General features: G+C 68.6%; 20 protein-coding genes. 18 read left to right on the forward strand and 2 right to left on the reverse strand.

The window, feature by feature from the left end:
• Nucleotides 1-10: 10 nt before the first annotated feature.
• From JW876_10955 to JW876_10990, 8 genes are all read left to right on the forward strand, one after another.
• Nucleotides 11-1,189 (forward strand): ABC transporter permease, encoded by a 1,179-nt coding sequence (locus tag JW876_10955; protein ID MBN1886025.1) that lies wholly within the window; start codon nucleotides 11-13, stop codon nucleotides 1,187-1,189.
• Nucleotides 1,186-2,472: an ABC transporter permease gene (locus tag JW876_10960; protein MBN1886026.1), complete on the forward strand. Its 1,287-nt coding sequence runs from the start codon at nucleotides 1,186-1,188 to the stop codon at nucleotides 2,470-2,472. Before JW876_10955 ends, JW876_10960 begins: the two co-directional genes overlap by 4 nt.
• Nucleotides 2,469-3,218, forward strand: coding sequence for an outer membrane lipoprotein-sorting protein (locus tag JW876_10965; protein ID MBN1886027.1), 750 nt, complete (start codon nucleotides 2,469-2,471; stop codon nucleotides 3,216-3,218). Before JW876_10960 ends, JW876_10965 begins: the two co-directional genes overlap by 4 nt.
• Before the next feature lie 202 nt (nucleotides 3,219-3,420).
• Entirely contained in the window at nucleotides 3,421-3,783 is a 363-nt protein-coding gene (locus JW876_10970) for a nuclear transport factor 2 family protein (protein MBN1886028.1), read from the forward strand.
• Between the two features lie 265 nt (nucleotides 3,784-4,048).
• The gene (locus JW876_10975; GenBank protein MBN1886029.1) at nucleotides 4,049-5,512 is read left to right on the forward strand and encodes a sodium/proline symporter; all 1,464 of its coding nucleotides are present in this window, start codon (nucleotides 4,049-4,051) and stop codon (nucleotides 5,510-5,512) included.
• Nucleotides 5,502-7,580 (forward strand): glycoside hydrolase family 97 protein, encoded by a 2,079-nt coding sequence (locus JW876_10980; protein MBN1886030.1) that lies wholly within the window; start codon nucleotides 5,502-5,504, stop codon nucleotides 7,578-7,580. Before JW876_10975 ends, JW876_10980 begins: the two co-directional genes overlap by 11 nt.
• Nucleotides 7,581-7,639: 59 nt before the next feature.
• Nucleotides 7,640-7,900: a redoxin domain-containing protein gene (locus JW876_10985; protein ID MBN1886031.1), complete on the forward strand. Its 261-nt coding sequence runs from the start codon at nucleotides 7,640-7,642 to the stop codon at nucleotides 7,898-7,900.
• 99 nt (nucleotides 7,901-7,999) lie between these two features.
• A complete protein-coding gene (locus JW876_10990) occupies nucleotides 8,000-8,368 on the forward strand; it encodes a redoxin domain-containing protein (GenBank protein MBN1886032.1) in 369 nt (122 codons plus the stop codon).
• Nucleotides 8,369-8,470: 102 nt separating this feature from the next.
• On the opposite strand, the gene JW876_10995 is transcribed toward JW876_10990, so the two are convergent.
• A complete protein-coding gene (locus tag JW876_10995) occupies nucleotides 8,471-9,367 on the reverse strand; it encodes a hypothetical protein (GenBank protein ID MBN1886033.1) in 897 nt (298 codons plus the stop codon).
• A gap of 274 nt (nucleotides 9,368-9,641) precedes the next feature.
• On the opposite strand from JW876_10995, the gene JW876_11000 reads away from it, so the two are divergent.
• From JW876_11000 to JW876_11030, 7 genes are all read left to right on the forward strand, one after another.
• The gene (locus JW876_11000; GenBank protein MBN1886034.1) at nucleotides 9,642-10,010 is read left to right on the forward strand and encodes a GntR family transcriptional regulator; all 369 of its coding nucleotides are present in this window, start codon (nucleotides 9,642-9,644) and stop codon (nucleotides 10,008-10,010) included.
• Nucleotides 10,011-10,015: 5 nt separating this feature from the next.
• Entirely contained in the window at nucleotides 10,016-10,891 is an 876-nt protein-coding gene (locus tag JW876_11005; GenBank protein MBN1886035.1) for an ABC transporter ATP-binding protein, read from the forward strand.
• Entirely contained in the window at nucleotides 10,888-11,535 is a 648-nt protein-coding gene (locus JW876_11010; GenBank protein ID MBN1886036.1) for an ABC-2 transporter permease, read from the forward strand. Before JW876_11005 ends, JW876_11010 begins: the two co-directional genes overlap by 4 nt.
• A 122-nt stretch (nucleotides 11,536-11,657) precedes the next feature.
• Nucleotides 11,658-13,922 carry a C69 family dipeptidase gene (locus JW876_11015; GenBank protein ID MBN1886037.1) on the forward strand — a complete coding sequence of 755 codons (2,265 nt, stop codon included), beginning with the start codon at nucleotides 11,658-11,660 and terminating at the stop codon, nucleotides 13,920-13,922.
• Between the two features lie 5 nt (nucleotides 13,923-13,927).
• The gene (locus tag JW876_11020; protein MBN1886038.1) at nucleotides 13,928-15,271 is read left to right on the forward strand and encodes a hypothetical protein; all 1,344 of its coding nucleotides are present in this window, start codon (nucleotides 13,928-13,930) and stop codon (nucleotides 15,269-15,271) included.
• A gap of 27 nt (nucleotides 15,272-15,298) precedes the next feature.
• On the forward strand, nucleotides 15,299-16,087 hold the full coding sequence (locus JW876_11025) for a hypothetical protein (protein ID MBN1886039.1): 789 nt from the start codon (nucleotides 15,299-15,301) through the stop codon (nucleotides 16,085-16,087).
• 1 nt (nucleotide 16,088) lies between these two features.
• Nucleotides 16,089-16,733 carry an ABC-2 transporter permease gene (locus JW876_11030; protein ID MBN1886040.1) on the forward strand — a complete coding sequence of 215 codons (645 nt, stop codon included), beginning with the start codon at nucleotides 16,089-16,091 and terminating at the stop codon, nucleotides 16,731-16,733.
• A 78-nt stretch (nucleotides 16,734-16,811) separates the two neighbouring features.
• Here the strand turns inward: JW876_11030 and JW876_11035 are convergent, their stop codons facing one another.
• A complete protein-coding gene (locus tag JW876_11035) occupies nucleotides 16,812-18,998 on the reverse strand; it encodes a transporter substrate-binding domain-containing protein (protein ID MBN1886041.1) in 2,187 nt (728 codons plus the stop codon).
• A gap of 274 nt (nucleotides 18,999-19,272) precedes the next feature.
• Here JW876_11035 and selD point away from each other — a divergent pair, with 274 nt between their 5' ends.
• From selD to JW876_11050, 3 genes are all read left to right on the forward strand, one after another.
• The gene (gene selD / locus JW876_11040) at nucleotides 19,273-21,486 is read left to right on the forward strand and encodes a selenide, water dikinase SelD (protein ID MBN1886042.1); all 2,214 of its coding nucleotides are present in this window, start codon (nucleotides 19,273-19,275) and stop codon (nucleotides 21,484-21,486) included.
• Between the two features lie 26 nt (nucleotides 21,487-21,512).
• The gene (locus JW876_11045) at nucleotides 21,513-22,244 is read left to right on the forward strand and encodes a DUF4197 domain-containing protein (GenBank protein MBN1886043.1); all 732 of its coding nucleotides are present in this window, start codon (nucleotides 21,513-21,515) and stop codon (nucleotides 22,242-22,244) included.
• 389 nt (nucleotides 22,245-22,633) lie between these two features.
• Complete coding sequence (locus JW876_11050) at nucleotides 22,634-25,090, forward strand: T9SS type A sorting domain-containing protein (protein ID MBN1886044.1); 2,457 nt, start codon at nucleotides 22,634-22,636, stop codon at nucleotides 25,088-25,090.
• The last annotated feature ends 7 nt before the right edge of the window (nucleotides 25,091-25,097 follow it).

Here is a 25,097-nt window from a genome sequence, read left to right on the forward strand (position 1 = left end):
AAAGGACGCCATGCTGATCCCGAGGCTGGCCACGCGGAACATCCTGGGAGTGGGGCTGAGGACCTGGCTCAACGCGATCGTCCTCTCGCTCGTCTTCGTCCTCATCATCTGGGTGCAGGGAGTGCTGGAGGGGATGGCGCGCTACGCCAAGGACGCCCGGATCGACTTCGAGATCGGCGGGGGGATGTACTGGCACGAGGCCTACGACCCGTACGATCCCCTCACCTTCGAGGACGCTCACGGGCCGCTTCCGCCCGCCGTCGCCGCGCTCGTCGACCGCGGCGAGGCGACGCCGATGCTCGTCGCCACCGGCGCGATCTTTCCCGAGGGGCGGATCCGCGGCGTCGTGCTCCGCGGGATCGATCCGGGGCAGCGCATCATCGATATCCCGTCGCGGTTCCTCGCCGCCGACGGCGGCGGTGCGATCCCCGCGATGATCGGCGAGCAGATGGCCCGGCAGACGCGGCTCGGAGTGGGCGATTACGTCACCGTCCGCTGGCGCGACGCGGGGGGCACCTTCGACGCGGACGACATCCGGATCGTCCAGATCATGCAGGCCGCTTCGCCGTCGGTGGACGTGGGGCAGATCTGGCTGCCCCTCGAGCGGATGCGCGAAATGTTCCGCGCTCCCGGCGAGGCGAGCGTCGCCGTCATCGGCACGGGCGTCGCCGATCCGCCGGAGGCCGGCGGGGGGTGGGCTTTCCACGATCTCGACGATCTCCTCGCCGACATCGAGGAGCTGATCCGGATGAAGTCGAACAGCGCCAACATCGTCTACGGGCTCCTGCTCTTCATGGGGCTTCTCGCCGTCTTCGACACGCAGGTGCTCGCGATCTGGCGCCGCCGCAGGGAGATCGGCACGCTCGTCGCGCTCGGCATGAGGCGGGCCACCGTCGTCGGCCTCTTCACCCTCGAGGGGGCGATGCACGGCGTGCTCGCCCTCCTTCTCGGCGCGGTCTACGGGGTGCCGCTTTTGTGGCTCAGCCGGGTCCGGGGGCTTCCGATGCCCGAGATGGCCGGCGACTGGGGGATCGCGATCCCGCCCGCCCTCTATCCCTATTACGGGCTGCGGCTCGTCGTGGCGACGACCCTGATCGTCCTCGTGACGGTCACGATCGTCTCCTATCTGCCCGCGTCGAAGATCTCGCGGATGAGACCGACCGATGCGCTGAGGGGGAAGGCGTCATGACGAGGTTCCTGCTCAAGGGGCTCCTGCGCGACCGGCACCGCAGCCTCTTCCCGATCGTCGTCGTGACGATCGGGGCGGCCCTCACCGTGGTGATGACCTGCCTCATGCACGGGTTCATGGACGAGGCGGTGCGCTCGTACGCCCAGCTCGACACGGGGCACGTCAAGGTCGTCACCCGCGGCTACCGGGAACTGGTCTCGCAGCTGCCCAACGATCTCGCCATCGACGGCGCCGACAGCCTTATCGCCTCGCTGCGGCGCGAGTACCCCGATCTCGAATGGACGGCACGGATCAAGTTCGGCGGTCTCCTCGACGTTCCAGACTCGCTGGGCGAGACGCGCAGCCAGGGACCCGTCTTCGGGATCGCGGCGGATCTTCTCGGCGCGAACACACGCGAGCCCGGGCGGCTCAACCTCGGGGCATCCCTCGTGCGCGGCCGTCTGCCGGAGCGCCCGGGGGAGATCCTCGTCTCCGACGATCTCGCCAGGCAGCTCGAGGTGGAAATCGGCGAGACCGCCACGCTCGTCGGGGCCACCTCGACCGGGGCGATGGCGATACACAACTTCCTCGTCGCCGGCACGGTGCGGTTCGGCGTCGCCGCCCTCGACCGCAACTCGATGATCGTCGATATCGGGGACGCGCAGTACGCCCTCGACATGTCCGGGATGGCGGGGGAGATCCTGGGATTCTTTCCCAACACCGTCTTCGATGCCAAGCGGGCGGAGGCGGTCGCCGCGGCCTTCAACGCGGCGGCGCGGAAGCCCGGGAGCGATCCGGCCGCGGACCGCACGCCGGTCATGATCACCCTGCGGGACCAGAACGGGCTCGGGGCCCTGCTCGACCTCGCCGAGTACCGGATCACGATCATCCTCGCGATCTTCTTCGTCGTCATGTCGATCGTCCTCTGGAACGCCGGGCTGATGTCGGGGATCCGCCGCTACGGGGAGTTCGGCGTGCGGCTCGCGATCGGCGAGTCGAAGGGGCACGTCTTCGCCACGCAGCTCGTCGAGGCCGCCTTGATCGGACTCGTCGGCGCGATGCTCGGCACGGCGATCGGTCTCGGCGCCTCCTGGTACCTGCAGGAGGTGGGGATCGACATGTCCGGCATGATGGAATCCTCATCGGTGCTCATGGCGAGCGTCGTCCGGGCGCAGGTGACGTGTCTCGGCTGGTTCATCGGTTTCCTGCCGGGCCTCGGCGCCACGCTCGTCGGCACGGCCGTGTCGGGGATAGGCGTTTTCAGGAGACAGACCGCGCAACTGTTCAAGGAGCTCGAGACATGAGACACGCGCTGACCGCCGCCGTCCTTCTCCTTCTCGCGTGCAACCCGGCGGCTGCCGCCGACAGGCCCACCGGCGAGGAGGTGCTCGCCCGGATCGACGAGAACATGTACGTCGACCACGCCGTGACGCGCTCGACGATGATCGTCCACGCGCGGAGCGGCACCCGCACGATCACCTCCCGCTCGTGGCGCAAGGGCAAGGACAACTCCTTCGTCGAGTACCTCTCGCCTGCGCGCGAGCGGGGCAAGAAGATGCTCCGGCTCGGCGACAAGCTGTGGAACTACGCCCCCGAGCCCGAGGACCGGATCATCGCCATCTCCGGGCACCTGCTCCGGCAGTCGGTGATGGGCTCGGACCTCTCCTACGAGGACGTCACGGAGAACACCGAGCTCGTCGAGAAGTACGACGCCGCGGTCGTCGGCGAGGAGGAGATCGAGGGGCGGGCCTGCTGGGTCGTCGAGATGACGGCGAAGGTTCCCGACGTCGCATACCACTCGCGGAAGATCTGGGTGGACGAGGAGCGCTGGCTCGCCCTCCGAGAGGAGCGGTTCGCCCGCAGCGGCAAGCTCCTCAAGACGACGCGGATCACCGAGGTCTTCCGGACGGACGGCCGGTGGTATCCGCGGCGGATGGTCTTCAAGGACGCCCTCGCCCGCGGGGACGGCACGGAGTTCATCATCGACGATATCGATTTCGAGACCGAGGTGCCCGACTACCTGCTCACGAAGGCGGCGCTGAGGAAATGACGGGGGCGCGGGGCCGCCGCTTCCGGGGCGGCACGGCCGGCGCGCGGCGGCCTTTCCCGTGCGGATTCCCCCGGCGGCGGCCCCGGGGGGTTTCCTTTTCGCGGAAACTGTGCTAGAATCCTCTCGTATCGTTTTCCTCAGCCGCGCGTGCCCGCGTCGGCCCCGCCGTCTCGTCCGCGAGGCGCGCGCCATCGAGGTCAGCATGGCGAACGATCGCACGGAGAGCATCGTCCGCGATTTCGTTCGGCTGTTCAACGAGCGACGCGTGGACGATCTCTCCGAACTCCTGACCGACGACCACCTCTTCGTAGACGCGCTCGGCAAGACGATCCGCGGCAAGCGTTCGATGAAGGAGGCGTGGGACAAGTACTTCCACATGGTCTCCGCCTACAGCATCGAGATCGACGAGATCGAGGGCACCGCCGACCGTTTCGACATCCGGGGCCGCGCGAAGGGCGCCGGACGCGAGGGCGTTCCGCAGTCGACGCCGTGGGAGATCCCCGCGTCGTGGCGCGCCGTCGTCCGCAACGGCAAGATCGCCGAGTGGCGTGTCGGCGGAGAGTGACAACCGCAGTACTCGGTCAGGAGCCTGATCGAACATTGCCTTCCCCGGCCGGGACGGGTATGATCGTCGGCGCGTCGCGCGTCCGGCGGACGATACGCCCCGCGCACATGCATATCCGCACAGATGCGAGGATGGTTCCGGTGTAGGCCGGATCATGCCGGTTGCATCGACGGCGCGCTCGTCGAGCGGTTCGAACCGGCCCGCTCCGGCGGCGCATTCGGGTGCAACGTACTGCGCCGGGCGCCCTGAAGACACGGGAGGAGCGATGGAAGAACACACCGCGCAGATACTCGTCGTCATGATCCTCTACCTCGCGCTGCTCGTCGCGTGGGGGCTCTACCAGGGCCGCAAGGTGCAGGACGCCTGCGACTACTCGATCGCCGGCCGCTGCCTGCCCGGCTGGGCGGCGGCGCTCTCCGAACGGGCGACGGGAGAGTCCTCCTGGGCGCTCCTCGGCCTGCCCGGCTTCGCCTACGCCACCGGGCTTGCGAGCGTCTGGACGGCCGTCGGCTGTGTCGCCGGGATCGTCGTCGCGTGGGCGGCGATCGCATGGCGCCTGCGCGACGAGGCGGAGCGCTACGAGGTGACGACCTTCACCGGGTACATCGCCCGGCGCCACGGGGACGCGGGCGAGGCGATCCGCGTGTGGGGCTCGCTCACGATCGTCTTCTTCTTTTTCTTCTACGTGGGGGCGCAGTTCCTCGGCGGCGGGAAGACGCTGCATTCGATCTTCGGGCTCGACCCCCGTCTCGGGATGCTCGTGACGGCCGTCATCATCGTTCCCTATACCGTCTACGGGGGATTCCGGAGCGTCGTCTACACCGACGTCGTCCAGGCGATCGTGATGATCGCCGCGCTCGTCGTCGGTCCCCTCGTGGGTCTTGCCGTCATCGCGAAGGCCCCGGACGTCTTCGCCCGGTCGATCCCCGAGGCGATCGTCGCGGCGGGGGCGGGGCACGGCTCGTGGACGGGCGCCGCATCGGGCTTCGCCGCGGGGGCGGCGATCATGGGGGGCGTCTCGTGGTTTTTCGGCTATCTCGGCGGCCAGCCGCAGCTCTCGATGCGTTTCATGGCGATCCGCGATCCCGGCGAGGCGCGGCGGGGGCGGAACATCGGGATCGCCTGGACGGTGCTCGCCTACATCGGCGCCCTCTCGATCGGCTGGATCGGCATCGCCCTCTTCGGCCCGGAGGGGCTCGAGGACGCCGAGTACGTGATGCCCGCCGTCATGCTCCGGATCTTCCCGCCGGCCGTGGCCGCCGTCCTCATCACCGGCGCCATCGCCGCGATGATCTCGACGGCCGACTCGCTCCTCATCCTCTCGGCCTCGGAACTCAGCGAGAACATCGTCAAGCCGGCGCTCCGCCGCCGCGGCCGCGACGCGGGAGACGGTCTCCGGCACTCGCGGCTCGTGACGGCGCTCCTCGCCGCCGTCGCTCTCGTTCTCGCGTACCTCTCGCCGTCGAAGCTGATCTACACGATCGTCGGGTTCGTCTGGGCGGGGATCGGCGGCACCTTCTCCGTCGTGATCCTCTGCACGCTCTTCTGGAAGCGATACCACGGCCGGGCGGCCCTCGCCACGATCCTCGCGGGGCTCCTCTTCACCGTTTTCTGGATCGCGACGGGGATGGAGGCAGTGATCACCGCCCGGTTCATGACCTTCGCCGTCGCCGGCCTTGTCGCCGTCGCCGCGACGTACACGATCCCGGAGGGACAACATGAGACGTGACGCCCTGGCGGCCGTGGTCGCCGTTCTCGCGGCTCTCGCCGCGCCGTCCACGCTCGACTGCGCGGCTGCCGCAGCCGCCGTCGCCTGCGTGCCCGCGGCGCCCGCTCCCCGCGCCGGAGGCGATCCGGCCGCCGCCGCGCCGCTCGAGCTGCGCTCGCCGGATGGATCGGTCGCCGTCGTCTTCACGCTGGAGGAGGGGCTGCCCCGATACGCCGTCTCGTTCCGTGGAGAGGAGATCATCCGCCCGTCGGCGATGGGATTCCGCCTGCGCGGCGCGCCGGATTTCGCGGGGCCCTTTTCCCTCGAGTCGTCGGCGCGACGCGCGATCGACGAGACATGGCGCCCCGTCTGGGGGCAGTTCTCCGAGATCCGCGATCGCGCGTCCGAGCTCGCCGTCGTGCTGCGCGAGACGGCAGAGACGGGGCGGCGGCTCGAGATCGTCTTCCGAGCGTACGACGACGGGGCGGCCTTCCGCTACCGGATCCCGCGCCAGCCGGGACTCGAATCGATCGAGATCGCCGACGAGCTCACCCGCTTCGATTTCGCCTCGGACAACAGGGCCTGGTGGATCCCGGCCGACTGGGACTCCTACGAGCGGCTCTACGCGACGACCGGGCTCGGGGCGATCGTGGCCTGCAACACACCCGTGACGATGCGTACTCCCTCGGGGACGCACCTCGCCGTTCACGAGGCGGCCCTCACCGACTACGCAGGGATGACCCTGCGCGCCGTGCCGGGCCCGCCGGGCCGCTTCGAGGCCGATCTCGTCCCCTGGCCCGACGGCGTGCGGGTGCGCGGGGACACGCCGCTCGTCACTCCCTGGCGGACGATCCTCCTCGCCGACCGCGCCGGCGGCCTCGCCGAGAGCACGCTCATCCTCAGCCTCAACGAGCCCTGCCGGATCGAGGATACCTCCTGGATCCGCCCGATGAAGTACGTCGGCATCTGGTGGAGCATGCACATCAAGCAGGAGACGTGGACCGCCGGGCCGCGCCACGGCGCTACCACGGCGAACGCGAAGCGCTACATCGATTTCGCGTCGAGGCACGGGATACCGGGGCTCCTCATCGAGGGGTGGAACACCGGCTGGGAAGGCTGGGGGCAGGAGGGAGCCTACTCCTTCACCGAGAGCTACCCCGACTTCGACCTCGAGGCCGTCGTCCGTTACGGCCGCGAGAAGGGGGTCGTTCTCATCGGTCACCACGAGACCGGCGGGGACGTCCCCGGCTACGAGCGGCAGATCGACGAGGCCCTCGATCTCTACGCGCGCCTCGGCGTGCCGGCGGTCAAGACCGGCTACGCCGGCGGGATCTTCCCGCGCGGGCAGCACCACCACGGGCAGTGGATGGTGCGCCACTACCGCTCGGTCGTCGAGAAGGCCGCCGAGCGGCGCATCGTCATCGACGCCCACGAGCCGATCAAGCCGACCGGCGTCTCGCGGACCTGGCCGAACATGATGACCCGCGAGGGGGCGCGCGGGATGGAGTACGACGCGTGGTCGGACGGCAATCCCCCCGAGCACACGGCGATCCTTCCCTTCACCCGGCTGCTCGGCGGCCCGATGGACTACACGCCGGGGATCTTCGCCCTCGACGAGCGCTACCAGGGGCGCTTCCGCGTGCGCTCGACCCTGGCAAAGCAGCTCGCCCTGTACGTGGTCGTCTTCAGCCCGCTCCAGATGGCGGCCGACCTCCCTGAGAACTACGAGGGGCACCCCGCCTTCAGGTTCATCGAGGAGGTGCCCGTCACCTGGGACGAGACGCGCGTTCTCGACGCCGAGATCGGCGACTTCGTCATCACGGCCCGCCGCGCGGGGCGGTCGTGGTTTGTCGGCGGGCTCACCGACGAGCGGGCGCGCGTCTTCCTCGTGCCGCTGGATTTCCTGGAGGAGGGGACGGCGTACACGGCGCGTATCTACGCCGACGCCTCCGAGGCGGACTGGGACACCAACCCTCTCGGCTACACGATCGAGGAGCGCGCCGTCGACGCCGGCACGGTCCTCACGATGCGCTTCGCTCCCGGTGGGGGGCAGGCGGTGAGCATCGAGCCGGCGGGAAAATGGAAGTAGGCGGTTGACCTGCAGTCTGAAATCGTTACAATCGAGGCGTCACATGGAAGGAGGTGAACATGGCAGAGGAGTTCAAGGCGGGATGCGCGCGCCCGACGGGAGGCCCCGTCGGCGAGACGATCGAACCGATCGAGGAACGGCCGACCGAAGCGGCCGGAAAGAAGGATGCGCATATGGGTATGATCAAGGTCGGCCGGAAGGCCCCCGATTTCACCGCCCCCGCGTACCACAAGGGCACGTTCGTCAACGTCAAGCTCTCGGACTACCTGGGTCAGTGGGTGGTGCTCTGCTTCTACCCGGGCGACTTCACATTCGTCTGAGCGACGGAAGTCTCCGCGGTCGCGGAAAAGAACGATGAATTCGCCACACTCGGTGTCCAGGTCCTCTCCGTCAGCGTCGACAGCGTCTTCGTCCACAAGATGTGGGACGAGAACGAGCTGTCGAAGATGGTGAAGGGCGGGATCCCATTCCCGATGCTCTCCGACGGCGGCGGCAAGGTCGGCGCGGTCTACGGCATCTACGACGAGGATGCCGGCGTCGAGACGCGGGGCCGTTTCATCATCGACCCCGACGGCATCGTCCAGGGGTACGAGGTGCTCACGCCCCCGGTCGGCCGGAACGTCGGGGAGACCCTCCGGCAGGTGCAGGCCTTCCAGCTCGTGCGCGAGAGCAAGGGCAAGGAGGCGACACCCTCGGGGTGGAAGCCCGGCAAGGAGACGCTCAAGCCGGGGCCCGGCCTCGTCGGCAAGGTGTGGGAGGTCTGGAAGACCGACCAGGCGTTCGACTGATAGATGGTCCGGCGCCGGCAGCGGCGCCGCAGGATGGACACGAAACGCCCGCCAGGGGATATCCCCCGGCGGGCGTTTCCATGCGCATTTCGTGAACGAACGCTAGTTTCGTTTGAAGACCCGCCGCCACCAGGAGGGCTTCTTCTCCTCGCCCTGCTCCTGCCGCATGGCATGCCGCCGATCGACCTCCTCGTAGATCGACGTGGCGAGGTCGTCGCCGCGTTCGCCTTCCCTGATCCGCGACTCGACGAACGAACCGAGCTCGCCGGCGTCGACCTCCTGCTCGGCGCCGTAGGCCATCGCCCGGGTCATCTGCTCGATCCCGTGTCCGTCCATCCCCGCATCGATCGCCGTTCCGACGGCGGATTCGGCCTGCTCGATGGGCACGCCCGCCTGCGCCGCCTCCTCGATCGAGATGACGGCGCTCTCCACGTCCTCTCCGGCGGCCCGGTCGTCCTCCTGCGCCTTCTCGCGGATACGTTCCCGGGCGTTCTCGAGACGGCCGTCCCATTCCTTCTTCTCGCGATCGTTCCATTCCGCGGCCCGCTCGGGGTAGCGCCTCATCACCTTCGCGTCATCGCCGCCCGCGCGCTGCCCCGGGGGAGATCCCGCGCCGTCCCAGCCGGTTTTCCGGCCCCTGGACCATCCGGGGGGAGCGCCGTCCGTCCATTTCCTCATCTGCTCGTCGGAGAGCCCCCGCGGACGGTACCGTTTCTTCGCCCCCCGGGCATCGGCCGGATCGCCGGCGTGTTCCCGGAGTCGCCGCTGTTGCTTCTCCTGCTCGCCGGCGTCCCCGATACGCCGGGCTCCCTGCGCCGAATCGACCGCGGCTTCACGGCCGGCCGCATCCTTCCGCGCCCGTTCCTCGGTATCCTTCTTCCTGGATCCCGCCTCGCCCCTTCCCTTCTTCTTCTGCGCGCAGGCATCGTCCCCGGTCGTGACGACGAACGCCGCCGCCAGCAGGAGAACCGATGCCAGGGCCACGATCCTTTTTCTCATGATGCGCCCCTCCTTCGCCTTTCGGCAGGTTGAGATCATACTGCGACCGGTGCCGGGGGGCGTCAACGGGAAAATACGAATGCCGATGTCGCCGTCCGGGCATGAGTCGGCGGTCCACGCTCGCCGCGGGCGTCATCGCGCGTAATATAATGCGATACTGAGCGTTACAGAGAATCGTCTCCCGTTCGTTAAAAATTGCGACCTCCCCGCTTGACACAACTGTGTTTATGTCATATACTGTGTATACACGATATGCACAGCAAGGAGTGAACAGTTGTTTATCGTCATTTCGCCGCTGAATCCCGACCCGCTGTACAAGCAGGTCACCGACCAGGTCAAGGACGCCGTCGCGGACGGCACCCTCGCGGCGGGCGAACGCCTGCCGTCGATACGGGAGATGGCCAGGGCGCTCAGGATCAGCGCCATCACGATCAAGCGCGCCTACGCCGACCTCGAGGGGGAGGGGGTCATCGTGACCCGCGCCGGGCTCGGCTCATTCGTGGCCGAGGTCAGCCGCGAGGGGCTCAGGGCGGAGAAGCTCGAGGAGATCCGCGGCGAGATCGGGCGGATCGTGAAGACGGGCGAGAAATTCGGGATCACCCCCGACGATGTCATCGGGATCCTGCGCGAACACAAGGAGTGACGGAGATGGAACAGATCCTCGCGCTGCACGCGCTCGAGAAGCGGTACCGCGACTTCACGCTCGGGCCCATCACGCTCGCGATGCCGGCCGGATGCATCATGGGGCTCATCGGCCCGAACGGGGCGGGGAAGACGACTCTCGTCAAACTCGTCATGAACATCATCCGCGCCGACGCCGGTTCGGTGGAGGCCTTCGGTCTCGGCCACGACGAGCACGAGAAGGAGATCAAGAACCGCATCGGCTACGTCGGCGAGACGCAGTACTTCTACGAGAACAGGAGCGTCGACTGGCACGGCCGATTCGTCGCCCACTACTTCGAGCGCTGGAACGAGAACCGCTTCACCGAGCTCCTCGGCCGCTTCGAACTGCACCGCAGGAAGAAGGCGCGCGACCTCTCGAAGGGGATGCGGGTGAAGCTCTCGCTCGCCATCGCCCTCTCGCACGACCCCGAGCTCCTCGTGCTCGACGAGCCGACGGCGGGACTCGACCCGGTCGTCAGGCGGGACCTGCTCGAACTGCTCCGGGGCGTGATCGCCGACGACCACCGCAGCGTCCTCATCTCCTCGCACATCACCGACGACATCGAACGGACGGCCGACTACATCACCTACCTCGTCGGCGGGAAAATCATCCTCAGCGAGGAGAAGGACGAGTTGACGGCGCGCTGGAAACGGATCCACTTCAAGGCGGGCGCCCTGGACGATGACGTCGTGCGGGCGCTGCACAACGTCGAGGATCGCGCATTCGGCTCGTCGGGGATCTCGCGGGATTTCCCCGCCCTGAAAGAACGCCTCGCCGGGCCCCTGGCCCGCGGCGACGTCAAGATCGAGAACGTCGATCTCGACGACATCCTCATCTCCTTCGTGAAGGGGACGCCGTGAAGTGGATGATTGCGAAGGACTGGTGGGCCTACGCGCTCGGCATCGCCTACGCGCTCGTGCCCCTCTACATGCTCCACCTCGACGGCCTCGATCCCGGCGGGATCGTGTTCACGGGCTGCATAATGACGGCCGCCGTGCTCTTCGGCACGACGATCGCCGAGAAGCTCGAGGGGAAGAGCGACGGGTACCGGTTCCTCTTCACGCTGCCCCTCGGGGCGCGGAAGATCGTGCGGGCGAAATTCGCCGCGCCCCTCGTCGTCGCCGTCGTCGCGACGGCGGTCGTGACGGCCATGCTGCCCCGCTTCACGACGATGCGCGGCTTCGTCGACGCGGCACGGATCGCCGTGGCCTTCGCCGCGGTGGCCGGACTCCTGTGTGTCGGCGCGTCCTACACGGTCCTCTACCTGAGCAACCTCAACGAGAAGGTGCGCACGATCATGCTCATCCTGCCGTCGGGGATGATCGTGCTGGTCCTCGCGGCCTACATGCTGATGCGGGCGAAAATCAGGAACGCGGAATTCACGGTCTATGGAGGCGCGGGAACGGCGTGGCGGATGTCGCTGATCGTCGCGGTCGGCCTCGTCCTCTACGTGGCGCTCTACCGCGCCGCCGTCGCCGCCTTCAGGCGACGTGTTCGATTCTAGGCCGAATACCGGACGGGTTCCGGCGGTATCGGAGATAACGAACTGACCTGGAACGGGGAGGCGGAACGATGCGAAAAGCAGTGATTGTGGCCTTGGGATTCTACGTGGGGTTCGTTCTCATGATGATCGGTGTCGCCGACCTCTGGGCGTGCGACACGTGGGTGGCCATGCCGGACGCGACGGCCTCCGGCATGACGATCCTCGCCAAGAACAGCGACCGGACGGCCGCGGGCTGCGCGCCGCTCGCGCTCCATCCGCGGAGCGAGTGGCCGGCGGGCTCGGAGATCGACCTCGGGCGCGTCCGGATCCCGCAGGCGCCGAGGACCTGGGCCACGGTCGGCTCGCACCCCTACTGGTGCTGGGGCTACGAGGAGGGGATGAACGAGCATGGCGTGGCGATCGGCAACGAGGGTGTCTTCTCGAAGGAACTCGTCCTGGCGCTCGCGGCGGCCGTCCGCGACGAGGGCCCCGAGCCGGGACCGACGGGGATGGACCTCGTCCGCATCGGCCTCGAGCGGGGGCGAACGGCGCGGGAGGCCCTGGAGGCGATCGTCGCGGTCCTCGAGGCCCACGGGCAGTTCGGCTCGGGGATCCCGGGGTTGACGCTGGCGCAGGGCGCCTACGAGAACTCCTTCATCATCGCCGATCCCGGCGAGGCGTGGATCCTCGAGACGGCGGGGCGCCGGTGGGCGGCGCGCCGCGTGGAGCGGGGGACCGCCTCGATCTCGAACGCCTACACGATCGGCGACGACTACGATCTCGCCGCGGACGATCTCGCCGGACGCGCCGCCGCGATGGGATGGTGGGACGAGGACGCCGGCCCCGTGGATTTCGCGGGGGCCTACGCGGACGATTCGATCGAGTCGCGGCGGCGGACACGGCACGCGCGAACGCGCGAGGAGTGCTCGGCGGGACTGCTCGGCGAGCGCGCCGGCTCGGTCGACGAGGGATGGATGATGCGGATCGCCCGCGACCGCTCGACGAATCCCTCGATCGATCTCGACGTGACGGCCTCCTCCTGCGTCGCATCGCTCCCGGCGGGGCGCGGAACGATCCCCGTCTTCTGGTGGTGCGCCTCGGTGCCGTCGACCTCCGTCTACATCCCCTTCTTCGCGCACGCCGACCGGCTGCCTGAGATCGTGGGCCGGGCCGGAACGGCCGGCGTCGCCGTGACGCCGCCCGAGCGGGCGGCGATCGATCGATTCGCCGGGAATTCGTACTGGTGGCTCGTCCGCGACCTCGCCGACCTCGTCGCGGCCGACCGGAACGGGCGTCTGCCCGTCGTGCGGGAGCGGTTCGACGCGCTCGAGGCGTCCTTCGCCGACGGGCTCGCCGCCGTCCTCTCGAAGGCCGGGCGGCTCCGCGCCCGCGGGAGCGGGGAGAAGGCCGCGGCCGTGCTCGGCGACTACAGCGCCGCGTGCGTCGATCGGGCCGTCGCGGCGGTCGGCGAGCTCCGGGCGCGCTTCGCCGCCGAGGCGGCCGAGACCGACGCGGCCTTCGCGCCCCTCGTGGGCATCTACACGGCGAACTTCGGCGCATTCCGCAACGCGGAGTTCGAGGTCCTCGAGCGGAACGACCAACTCGCCGTCGACATCCCCGGGCAGATGACGGTCGAATTGAACGATCCGGGCCCGGATGGCCGCCGGAGCATCGCCCTCGCTCCGCACGTCTCCTTCTCCTTCGACAGGGGCGAGGACGGACGCGTGACGGCGATGCACCTCTACGAGGTGACCACGCTCGGGCGGGCCGCCGCCGATTCGGCGGCGATCGCCGCGGGGAGCCCCTTCGCCTCCTACACGGGCACCTACGCCGTGCCGGGGGTGGGTGGTCTCGTCGGGATCGTCGAGAAGGACGGCGGCATGGCCCTCGACGTGCCGGGACAGGGAGCGGTTCCCCTCGGCGAGGCCGACGGCGCGGGGCGGCGCCCGTTCAGGAACGATCCGTCGACCGTCGCGTGGTTCGAAACGGGCGACGACGGCGGCGCTACCGATCTCGTGATCTCGCACGATTTCATTTTGCCGCGGGGACGGTCGGCGGCAGCCGCCCTCGAGGCGGCGATCGGCGAGAGCGGGATCGAGGCGGGGATCGCCCGGTACCGCGAGCTTCGCGAGACGGCCGCGGAAGAGTACCATTTCTCGGAGAGATCGCTGAACGTGCTGGGCTACACGCTGCTTCGCGACGGAAAGACCGGCGAGGCGGTCGCCGTCTTCGAGCTCAACGCGGAGGAGCATCCCGGGTCGTGGAACGTCTGGGACAGCCTCGCCGAAGCCCTCGAGGAGGCCGGTGACGGGAAACGCGCCGTCGAGTGCTACCGGAAGTCGCTCTCGCTCAACCCGGAGCGCGGGGAGACGCGGACGGCTATCGAACGGCTGGAGAAGGGAGAATGAGAAGGATGAAACGGACGCTTTGCATGGCCGTCGCCGCCCTTGCGGCCGTCGCGGTCGTCGCCGGGTGCGCCTCGAGGCCGGCGCCCTCCGTCTACACCGACGAGGACCGGGCTCTCGATGTCGCCTCCTTCGACTTCGTGTGGGAGAAGGTCCGCGACGTCCACTGGGATCCCGGGATGGGCGGCGTCGACTGGGACGCGGCGCGGGCCGACCTTCGCCCGCTCGTCGAGGGGTGCGCGTCGCGCCGCGAGGCGCGATCGCACATGCGGGCGCTGCTCGGCCGGCTCGGCCTCTCCCATTACGGGATCGTCCCCGGCGAGCTCTACGCGCGCATCGAGCGCGAGGGGGGCGACGTCAATCCCGACGCCGAGGCGGGGCTCACCCTGCGCGCCATCGACTCGACGGCCGTCGTCACCGCGGTTCGCGCTGGATCGCCGGCGGAGGCGGCTGGCGTGCGGCCGGGATGGCTCGTGGAGTCGATCCGTGGCAGATCCGTCGGGGATCTCCTCGACGCCCTCGCGGAAGAGTACGAGGGGCAGCGGCTGCGTACGATCACCGCGTCGGTTCTCGGCAATCGCCTCCAGGGCGGCATCGGCGATACGGTCGTCGTTAGCTTCATCGACGGCGAGGGGCTGTCGCGGGAGATGTCCCTGCCGCTCGTGCCGCGGCGCGGAGAGCCCTTCACCCTCGGCAACATGCCGGCGATGCGGGTCTGGATCGAGTCGCGTCGGATCGACGGCGACGCGGGCTACGTCACCTTCTGCAACTTCCTCGACCCGCCGCGGATCATGAAGGCGTACAACGAGGCGATGGCCGGGTTCATGGACGCGCCGGGCCTCGTCATCGACCTGCGCGGCAACACGGGCGGGATGGCCGATATGGTGGTGTGGATGTGCGGATGGCTCGTCGCTGAGCGCGGCGCGTACATCGGCACGATGCACCTCAGGGACACCGAGCTCAAGCTCGTCATCCCGCCGCGGGCACATCCCTACGAGGGGCCGGTCGCGGTGCTGGTCGACGAGCTGTCGGTGTCGGCCGCCGAGTTCATGGCCGGCGGGCTCCAGGCCCTCGGGCGGGCGCGCGTATTCGGCTCGCGGACGGCCGGCGCGGCGATCCCCTCGCTCTTCGAGCGGCTGCCAAACGGAGACAGCTTCCAGTACGCCTACGCCGACTACGTCTCGGCGGACGGAAAGCATCTCGAGGGCAGTGGCGTCGTCCCCGACGAGGAAATCGCCCTCACGCGCGAGTCGCTGCTTTGGACGCCCGATCCCGTTCTCGCCGCCGCGCTCGCGTGGATCGGAACGCAGGGACAGGAGGATGCCTCCGGCGCCGACGCCGGCGGCGAGTGACCACTCTCTCACGAAAAGGAGAACGAGATGAAGCAGAAGAAGGTATTCATCGCCGCGATCGCGCTGGTCTTCGCGCTGTTCGCCATGGTCCTGGTCGCGCTCGTCTTTACGACCGGCCGCGCCGCGGCGGAGGACTGCCCGCCGGCCGAGGCGATCCTCGACGGATTCGTCGAGGCCACCGGCAGCGCTGACGCCTACCGGGCGGTGAAGAGCAAGATCATGACGGCAACATTCGAGATCCCCGCCCAGGGGGTCTCGGGCACGCTGACGATCTACCACGCCCGTCCGAAGCTCTTCCGCTCGACCGTCGAGATCCCCGGCATCGGCACGATCGACCGCGGCATCGCGGGAGACGTCGCCTGGGAGAGCTCGATGATGACGGGGCCGCAGATCAAGGAGGGGCCCGAGAAGATCGAAATGATGCGCGACGCCGATTTCGACGCGATCTGGAACTGGCGGGACATCGTCGAGAAAGCCGAGTGCACGGGGCTCGATACGATAGAGGGCACGCCCTGCTGGCGCGTGGAGATCGCCTTCAAGGAGGGAAGCCCCCGCACGCAGTTCTTCGACGTCGAGACGAACCTGGTCGTCGCCACGTCGAGCGTCCTGGAGACGCAGATGGGAAAGGTCCCGCTGATGGCCTACGAATCCGATTACGCCGATTTCGGCGGCATCAAGCAGGCCAAAGTCACGAGGATCGTGGTCATGGGGCAGGATCGTTTCATCAAGCTCACGAAGGTCGAGTACGACGTGGAGATGCCCGAGGGGATCTTCGATCTGCCCGCGGACGTGAAGGCCCTCGTCACGGAGGAGTAGCATGCTCGCACTCGTGAACAAGGACCTCTCCTTCTTCCTGTGGTTCGCCCTGTTCGCACTGGCGATCGTCGGGATCGTCTGGTCGACCGACCTCGTCGACAACGACGTCTTCCGCGCGGGAGTCACCAGCGCACTCTCGATCATCGTCGTGATGATGCCCGTCCTCTCGCTCGAACAGCGGGAGGAGAAGGACGAGGGGTACCGTTTCCTGCGGTCTCTGCCGGTGGGGAACGCTCGGGTCGTCGCCGCCAAGGCGGCGCTGCCGCTCGCAGTGACGGCGCTCTGGCTCGCCGTCACGCTGTCGCTCGCCGGGTCGCGCATCGTGGATCCCGTCGGCCTGGCCGTCGCGCGCGGGGCGATCGTCGACGTCACGATGGCCGCCCTCGTCGTCTCGGGGTGCGCCTACGTCCTGATCTTCACGATCGGGTATACGCGCTTCGCCGTGATCTTCGGCGTGGGTCTCGTCGCGCTCGGCATCGTCAACGCGCTGCTGCTCGCCGGGGCGCGGGGGAACGCGCAGGCCCTCGTCGAGGACCTCGTCGGCGTGCTGCGCGGATCGGACCCCCGTGTCGTCGTTCCCGGCGGTGCGCTTTTCTTCTGCGCCCTGATGGCGGCGGGAGCGAGGGCGGCGAAATACGAGCGGTGATCGGAAGGCGGAACGCGCGTCGGGCGGGGCGATCGGGCCGGGGAAGGCGACCGTGACGCGGAGACCCGCCGCGTCTGGTCAGTTTTTCATCGCCCGCCTGACCGCGGCGGCCAGGTCGCTCGTCGAGAAGGGCTTCTGGATGAAGTGGACGCCCGCGTCGAGCATTCCCCGGTGGGCGATGACGTCGGCCGAGTAGCCCGACATGTAGAGGCAGCGCAGGGTCGGGTCGGAGGCGGTCAACCGTTCCGCCAGCCCCTTGCCGTTCATCCCCGGCATGACCACGTCGGTGATCAGCAGCGAGATCCCGCCGCCGTGGCGGTCCGCGACGGCGAGCGCCTCGTCCGGCGTCCTCGCGGTCAGGACGCGGTAATTCAGCGAGACGAGAAGCCGCTCGGTGAGGGCCAGGATCGAGGCCTCGTCCTCCACCACCAAAATCGTCTCGCCCGTGCCCTTCGGGGCGGGCGGCTCTTCGCCGGACGGCTCTCCGGCGAGATCGCCGGCGTGCCGCCGGAAGTAGATCTTGAAGGTCGTTCCCGTGCCCGGTTCGCTGTAGACGTTGATGAACCCGTCGTTCTGCTTGACGATGCCGTAGACGGTGGCCAGCCCGAGCCCGGTGCCCTTGCCCGGTTCCTTCGTGGTGAAGAAGGGCTCGAAGAGCATCCCAACGGTCGCCTCGTCCATGCCGCAGCCGTCGTCGCTGACCGAGAGCATGACGTACGCGCCGGGGAGGACGTCCGGCAGGTTCGCGGCGACGGATTCGCCGACGGAGACGGCGGCGGTCTCGATGACGATCCGGCCGACGCCCGCGATGGCGTCCCGCGCGTTGACGCACAGGTTCGCCAGTACCTGGTCGAGCTGCGTCGGGTCGAGCTTGACCGGGCAGGGGGCGCTCTCCGGCAGCCAGGCCAGCTCGATGTCCTCGCCGATCAGGCGGCGAAGCATCTTGAGCATGCTCTCGACGGCCTCGTTCAGGTCGAGCGGGCGGGGCGCGATCGTCTGTTTGCGCGCGAAGGCGAGGAGTTGCCGGATGACGTCCGTCGAGCGCAGCGTCGCCTTGTGTATCTGCTGCAGATCCTCGCGGATCGGCGATGACGAGGCCACCTCGGCCAGGGCCAGCTCGGTGTGGCCGAGGATGACGCCGAGCATGTTGTTGAAGTCGTGCGCCACGCCCCCCGCCAGCCGGCCGACCGATTCCATCTTCTGCGCCTGGATCAGCTGGGCCTGCAGTCTCCCGCGCTCCTCGTCGGCCAGCTTGCGCTCGCGGAGCTGGACGCGCAGCTCCTCCGTCCGCCGGTTCACCTGCCGCCTGAGCGAGGCGTTCCATGTCGCGACGGCGGCGATGACGACGGCGAACAGGCCGATGACGACGATCCCCGCGAGAAGGAACTCCTTCCGCCTGAACGGCGAGCGGTCGTGGACGTGGATCCACCGCGCGAGGATCTGCTGCTTCCGTTCCGGCGGGATGCCGTCCAGCGCCTTCCTGACGATGGCGCCCAGCTCCGGCCAGTCGCTTCGCGAGGCGAAGGAGAGCCTCGTGAAGTAGCCGGTCTCGCCGGCCACCTTGAGGTTCGTCACCCCTTCCTTCTCGATGTAGTAGAGGGCCACGGGGAGGGTCGCCACCGTGGCGTCGGAGAGTCCCAGGGCCACCTTGTTGAGGCAGGTCCAAAGATCGGGGGTGAGGTCGAGCCGGATGCCGGGAAAATCCTTCTCCAGGAACTCCTGCCAGACGTATCCCTCGACGATCGACACCTTCATCGAGGTGAGATCCTCGAGCGTGACGGGCTCTTCCGCCCTGGCCCGCGTGATGATCACGCCGGACAGGACGATGTGCGGCTCGGAGAAGAGGAGATAGTTCGATCGCTCGGGCGTCTGTGCCGCGGCGGGCAGGGCGTCGACCTCGCGGTTTCTCGCCTTCAGGAGGACGTCGTCCCAGTCGTCGCAGCGGACCACCTCGAAGCGGATCCCGGTCGTCTCCTCGACGATGCGCATGAAATCGGCGGCGATGCCCACGTACTCGCCCTCGTCGTCGAAGGACTCGATGGGCGGGAACTGCGGGTCGGGCGCGATGCGGATGACGGGGTGGTCGGCGAGCCAGGCCCGTTCCGGCGGAGTGAGCGCGACCGGTGGCTGCACTGCCTGGTCACGGGCGGCGGCCGGCGCGATCAAAAGGAGCCCGGCGGCCGCGATGAGCCGGAGGAATCGCCGCGTGGCGGCGGCGCGCGGCGTTCGCGATGGAGACGTCCGTGTTTCTCGGTGATGGAGCATCGTTCCAGCCCGTGGTGCCGTTCCGATTGCAGTTGAACGAGTTCTTTACCAGTGTCCCGCAGGGCGGTGCCGCTGTCAAGCCGGGTGTGCGTCCGCGCGGGCGATCGGCCATGGGGCCGGCGAATCGCGTCGCTCGAAGGAAACGCCTTCGGTGCGGGACGCTCCCCGAATCCACGGGAGGCGTTGCATCGAGGCACGCACTCGTATATCCTGTAGCGGTGCCCGCCTCGCCGGGCGCGCCGCCATTCGGGCCCGGACGAAGGGAGAACGAACCGTGCCGCCGATCTATCTCGATTTCAACGCCACGACCCCCGTCTCGCACGAGGCGGCCGAGGCGATGCGCCCCTACCTCGAGGAGCGATTCGGCAACCCGTCGAGCTCGCACTGGTACGGCGTCCAGACGAAGCAGGCGATCGTCGCCGCCCGCGGGCAACTCGCCGGGCTCCTCGGCTGCGCCCCCGAGGAGATCGTCTTCACGAGCGGCGGCAGCGAGAGCAACAACCTCGCGATCAAGGGGGCGGTCTTCGCCTCCCGCGCGCGCGGCAACCACATCGTCACCTCGGCGGTCGAGCACCCCGCGGTGAGCGAGGTCTGCGCCTGGCTCGCCCGGAACGGCTTCCGCGTGACGACCCTCCCGGTTAACGGCGAGGGACGCGTCTCGCCGGCCGATCTCGAAGCGGCTCTCACGCCCGAAACGGTTCTCGTCTCGGTGATGCACGCGAACAACGAGGTCGGCACGATCCAGCCGATCGCCGAGCTCGCCGCAATCGCCCGCGGGCGGGGCGCGCTCTTCCACACCGATGCGGCGCAGTCGGTGGGGAAGATCCCCGTGAGGGTCGATGACCTCGGCGTGGATCTGCTCTCGGTGGCCGGGCACAAGTTCTACGGCCCGAAGGGGATCGGTGCCCTCTATATCCGCCGTGGCGTCTCGGTGGACAAGCTCATCCACGGGGCCGACCACGAGGCCAACATGCGGGCCGGCACGGAGAACATCCTCGAGATCGTCGGGCTCGGCGCGGCGGCGGCCGCGGCCACCCGCGACCTCGACGGGAACTCGGCGCACATGCGGACGCTTCGCGACCGTCTCGAGGAGGGGCTCCTCGCAGCCGTCCCCGACGCGCGGGTGAACGGCGATCGGAAGCACCGTCTGCCGAACACCCTCAGCATCAGCTTCCCGCTCGTCGAGGCGAACACCCTCCTCGACGAGATCGGGGAGGATGTGGCCGCCTCGGCCGGCGCCGCCTGCCACACCGATTCGATCGACGTCTCCGTCGTGCTCGAGGCGATGAAGGTGCCCGTCGAGTACGCGATGGGGACGATCCGCTTCACGACCGGGCGTTCGACGACCGCCGCGGAGATCGACGCGGCGATCGAGACGGTAACGGCCGCCGTGGCCAGGCTCCGCCCCGACGGGGCGCCGGCCTGCGTTCCCGGCGCGGCGACGGAGGAAGTGAAGCTCACCCGCTTCACCCACGGTCTCGGCTGCGCCTGCAAGCTCCGCCCGCAGGATCTCGAGAAGGTCCTCGCCGGCCTGCCCGTCCCGACCGATCCGAACGTCCTCGTCGGGACGGCGACGGCCGACGACGCCGCGGTCTACCGCATCGCCGACGACATCGCCATCGTCCAGACGGTCGATTTCTTCACGCCGATCGTCGACGATCCGCGCCTCTTCGGGGCGATCGCCGCGGCGAACTCCCTCAGCGACATCTACGCGATGGGGGCCAGGCCCCTCTTCGGCCTCAACATCGTCGCCTTCCCCGACAAGCGGCTCTCCCTCGACGTCCTGCGCGCCATCCTCGAGGGGGCGCTCGAGAAGGCGGCCGAGGCGGGCGTCTCGGTGATCGGCGGCCACACGATCGAGGACAACGAGCCCAAGTACGGCCTCGCCGTCACGGGCGTCGCCCATCCGGACACGGTCCTCCGGAACAGCGGCGCGAAGCCGGGGGACGCCCTCGTCCTCACCAAGCCGATCGGCACGGGGATCATCGCGACGGCGATGAAGCGCGGGGTGGCCGAGCCGGCGGTGGCAGGCCGGGCGATCGAGGTCATGAGCGCCCTGAACCGTGCGGCGGCCGAGGCGCTCGACGGGTTCGACGCCCATGCCTGCACCGACGTTACCGGCTTCGGCCTCATGGGTCACCTCAAGGAGATGACCGAGGGAAGCGGAGTGGACGTCGAAGTCTGGGCCGCCGCCGTCCCCGTCATCCCCGGTGTTCGGGAACTGGCGCTCGCGGACATCATTCCGGGCGGCACGATCAACAACCACGAATTCGTCTCGCCCGTCATGGACTGGGACGAGGGACTCTCGCGTATCGATCGCATGATCCTCTGCGACGCGCAGACCTCGGGGGGCCTCCTCGTCGCCCTCCCCGAAGACCAGGCGGAACGCTACGCCGCGAGTCTGCGGGCGGCGGGGCTCGAGGCCGCCGTCATCGGCCGGGTGACGGGGGCGGGGACGGGGCGGATCAGCGCGAAGAAGCAGGAATAGTCCATACTCTACCGGGGAGATGATCCGTGAGATCAACGAAACGTCTTTTAGCGTCGCTGCTCCTGGCGGCGCTCGTCTTCACGTTCGGTTGCGCCGCGTTGCAGCAGGACCTGTCCGCGGTGCTCGGCTCCGGCGCGGGCTCCGGCGGCGATCTCGACGAGGGCACCGTCGCCCGCGGCCTCAAGGAGGCCCTGCGGATCGGGACCGGAAACACCGTCATCTCGACATCGAAGGTGGACGGCTACCTGGGCAACCAGCTGATCCGCATCGCGATCCCCGATCAATTGCAGTCCGCCGCCTCGACCCTGCGGACGATCGGACTCGGCTCGCAGGTAAACGAGCTCGAGGCCGGCATGAACCGGGCGGCCGAGCTCGCCGCGGGAGAGGCCCGAGATATCTTCTGGACCGCCATCACCGGCATGAGCATCTCCGATGCATTCGGCATCCTGCGCGGACATGACACCGCGGCCACGGAATACTTCCGTGCCAGGACGGGGGATGCCCTGCGCGAGCGCTTCCGGCCGATCGTCGAAGAGAAGATCGGGGAGATCGGGCTCTCGCGCGTCTACGGGCAGATCGCCGACGCCTACAACGGCATCGCTCCCCCGAACGCGGACCGGCTCGTCGATCTCGACGACTATGTCACGGAAAGAGCCCTCGACGGGCTCTTCACCGTGCTGGGGCAGGAGGAGCGCAAGATCCGAGAGGACCCAATGGCCCGCACGACCGACCTGCTCAGGCGGGTCTTCGGCGGGTGATACATCTACCTGGTCACGGTCTCGGAACTCTGTGACCGATGCGACCACCTGGACCTGACGAAGGTCCCGCTGACCTGCAAAGCCTTCCCCGACGGGATCCCCGAGGACATCCTGTCGGGGGACGTCGACCACCAGAAGTCCGTCGACGGGGACGGCGGGATCACCTTCAAGCTCAGGGAGGGCGCCGAGCTGCCCAAACGAAAGGGGACAGCATGAAGCGGATCATCTGCATCTCCGGTCCGGAGCGTCCGCGCGGGACGCGTCTTCGTTTCGATAATCCCCTGGAATAATTCCCGACTATCGCGTACAATCCTTCCGCGGCTCAATCCGTCTAAAATACGACAGATACCCTCCCGCCTCGGCGGCATCTATGAGAAGGAGGCCCATCAATGGGTAGATTCGCAGCCTTCACGGCCTGCCTCTGCATCCTCCTGTGCACGGCGGCGGCGCCGCTCAACGCGCAGTGGGCGCTGAACGGCATCAACATCTTCACCGGGAATGGCTACCAGTACGCGTCGGAGATCATCCCCGACGGCGCGGGCGGGGCCGTTATCGTCTGGGTGGACGGCCGCAACTGGCAGATCACCGAACACGACCTCTACGCGCAGCGGATCGACGAGTTCGGGCGGGCGCTCTGGGCCCCCGACGGCGTGCCGGTCACCACCGCCGATACCGACCAGGACAAGCCGTCGATCTGCACGGACGGCGCCGGCGGCGTCTTCGTCGTCTACGAGAGCGAGGAGTACTGGCTCGACGACGACATCTTCCTGGCGCACGTGGACGGCGACGGCACGACCCTCTGGGCCCGCAGCATCGCGACCCTCGGCGGCGACCAGTGGAACCCGCGGATCGTTTCCGACGACGCGGGGGGCTGCATCCTCGTCTACGAGGACTACTACCTGACCTACAGCAACCTCTACGCCCAGCGGGTCGACGGCGACGGCGTCACGAAGTGGGGGATCGAGCCGATGCTCGTCTGCGACGCGACGCAGCACCAGTACGAGATGGAGATCTGCTCCGACGGCCAGGGGGGCGTGATCATCGCGTGGACCGATCTTCGCAACTTCGTCCACATCTACGCGCAGCGGGTCGACCACGACGGCGACATCCGCTGGACGGCGAACGGCACCCCCGTTTGCCAGGACAACAGCCTCCTCTTCTTTCCCCAGATCGTCGCGGACGGGTCCGGCGGGGCGATCATCGCGTGGTACGACCAGCGGCACGTCTCCTACTGGTCGGCCTACGCGCAGCGGGTGAGTTCGACCGGCGCCAAGCTGTGGACGACCGACGGCGTGCTGCTGAGCGGCACGCTGGGCGACGTCTACGACGTGCGCCTCGCGAGCGACGGCGAGGGCGGGGCGATCGTCGCATGGGAAGACAACCGCTCCAGCAACAGCAATATCTACGTGCAGCGGATTTCCGGCAACGGGAATGCCGGCTGGGGATCGAGCGGCATGGTGATCTGCAACTTTTCGGGGGATCAGGACACTCCGCGGATCGTGTCCGACGGCGCCGGAGGGGCGATCGTCTCCTGGCGCGACTACCGGAGCGGCAATCCCGACGTCTACGCGCAGCGCGTCGGGCACTATTCCACCATCGAATGGGTCCTCGGCGGGGTGTCGCTCTGCACCGACATCGGCAACCAGATGGAGCCCCGGCTCTGCGCCGACGGGCGGGGAGGCATGATCGGCACCTGGGCGGATTACCGGGACGACATCGACGTCTATACGCAACGCGTCGATCGGTTCGGCTACTGGGGATGGCCGGCGGGGACGATCACGGGCGTCGACGATATCGCCGGCGATCAGGGAGGATCGGTGCGTGTGACCTTCGACCGTTCGCGTCTCGACGGCGGCGGGGGCGGCGTGGTCGAGCAGTACTCCGTCTGGCGACGGCTCTCCGGCGAGGAACTCGCCGCGCTGCTCGCGCGGGGCGCACAGCCCGTCGAAATCGGGGAACTGCAGAACGCGGAGGATCCCGCCCGGCCCGGCGCGATGCGGACGGAATCCGACCGCCCCGTCTTCCACGTGACGACGGCGGGAGGCATGACGTACGGCTGGGAGTTCCTCGACTATCTCGAAGCCACGGAGGCGCCGCAGTACACGTACGACGCGCCGACACATCATGACTCGATTCCCGGCGACGCCGGCTGGCATTACTTCAAGGTGATCGCACACGCCATCGACCAGGCCCGGTTCTGGGAATCCCCCGTCGATTCGGGCTACTCGATCGACAACCTCTCCCCGGCCCCGCCGAGCAGCGGCGAGGGCCAGCAGAGCTACGATCCCGAGGGGCTCGATCTCTCGTGGAACGGAAGCGACGCCCCCGACTTCTCGCACTACGGGATCTACAAGGCGACACCGGGTTCTTCGGGCGGTCTTCGGGCCGCCGCCGACGTCGTCGAGCTCCTCGCGACGACGACGGAGACCACGTACTTCGACGACACCTGGCGGTGGTGGGAGGGGAGCTACCACATCGTCACGGCCGTCGACATCCACGGCAACGAGAGCGCGGGGGACACGATCCGCGGCGACGACATCACCGGCGGCGCCACGCCGTCTGCCCCCGCCGCGAGCTTTCTCGACCAGAACTATCCCAACCCGTTCAATCCCTCGACGACGATCCGTTTCGGTCTCGACGCCCCGGCGGTGGTTACGCTTCGCGTCTACGACGTCGCCGGCCGCCTCGTACGCACCATCGTCGACGAGCGGCGCCCGGCGGCCGCCTACGCGGAGACGTGGGACGGCCTCGACCGCCACGGCCGCCCCGCGGCGAGCGGCGTCTATTTCTACCGCCTGCGGGCGGGAGACTTCGTCGAGACGAAAAAGATGGTCTTGTCGCGCTAGCGCGTTC

The sequence above is a fragment of the Candidatus Krumholzibacteriota bacterium genome, assembly GCA_016931295.1.
Lineage (GTDB): Bacteria > Krumholzibacteriota > Krumholzibacteriia > Krumholzibacteriales > Krumholzibacteriaceae > JAFGEZ01.

Bases quoted from the DNA above. Each gene is read 5' to 3' on its own strand.
- JW876_11035 (MBN1886041.1), bottom strand. From the start codon at position 18,998: ATGCTCCATCACCGAGAAACACGGACGTCTCCATCGCGAACGCCGCGC.
- JW876_10995 (MBN1886033.1), bottom strand. From the start codon at position 9,367: ATGAGAAAAAGGATCGTGGCCCTGGCATCGGTTCTCCTGCTGGCGGCG.
- JW876_10965 (MBN1886027.1), top strand. From the start codon at position 2,469: ATGAGACACGCGCTGACCGCCGCCGTCCTTCTCCTTCTCGCGTGCAAC.
- JW876_11005 (MBN1886035.1), top strand. From the start codon at position 10,016: ATGGAACAGATCCTCGCGCTGCACGCGCTCGAGAAGCGGTACCGCGAC.
- JW876_11025 (MBN1886039.1), top strand. From the start codon at position 15,299: ATGAAGCAGAAGAAGGTATTCATCGCCGCGATCGCGCTGGTCTTCGCG.
- JW876_11030 (MBN1886040.1), top strand. From the start codon at position 16,089: ATGCTCGCACTCGTGAACAAGGACCTCTCCTTCTTCCTGTGGTTCGCC.
- JW876_11015 (MBN1886037.1), top strand. From the start codon at position 11,658: ATGATCGGTGTCGCCGACCTCTGGGCGTGCGACACGTGGGTGGCCATG.
- JW876_10985 (MBN1886031.1), top strand. From the start codon at position 7,640: ATGGCAGAGGAGTTCAAGGCGGGATGCGCGCGCCCGACGGGAGGCCCC.
- JW876_10975 (MBN1886029.1), top strand. From the start codon at position 4,049: ATGGAAGAACACACCGCGCAGATACTCGTCGTCATGATCCTCTACCTC.
- JW876_10960 (MBN1886026.1), top strand. From the start codon at position 1,186: ATGACGAGGTTCCTGCTCAAGGGGCTCCTGCGCGACCGGCACCGCAGC.
- JW876_10980 (MBN1886030.1), top strand. From the start codon at position 5,502: ATGAGACGTGACGCCCTGGCGGCCGTGGTCGCCGTTCTCGCGGCTCTC.
- JW876_11020 (MBN1886038.1), top strand. From the start codon at position 13,928: ATGAAACGGACGCTTTGCATGGCCGTCGCCGCCCTTGCGGCCGTCGCG.
- JW876_10955 (MBN1886025.1), top strand. From the start codon at position 11: ATGCTGATCCCGAGGCTGGCCACGCGGAACATCCTGGGAGTGGGGCTG.
- JW876_11050 (MBN1886044.1), top strand. From the start codon at position 22,634: ATGGGTAGATTCGCAGCCTTCACGGCCTGCCTCTGCATCCTCCTGTGC.
- JW876_10970 (MBN1886028.1), top strand. From the start codon at position 3,421: ATGGCGAACGATCGCACGGAGAGCATCGTCCGCGATTTCGTTCGGCTG.
- JW876_10990 (MBN1886032.1), top strand. From the start codon at position 8,000: ATGTGGGACGAGAACGAGCTGTCGAAGATGGTGAAGGGCGGGATCCCA.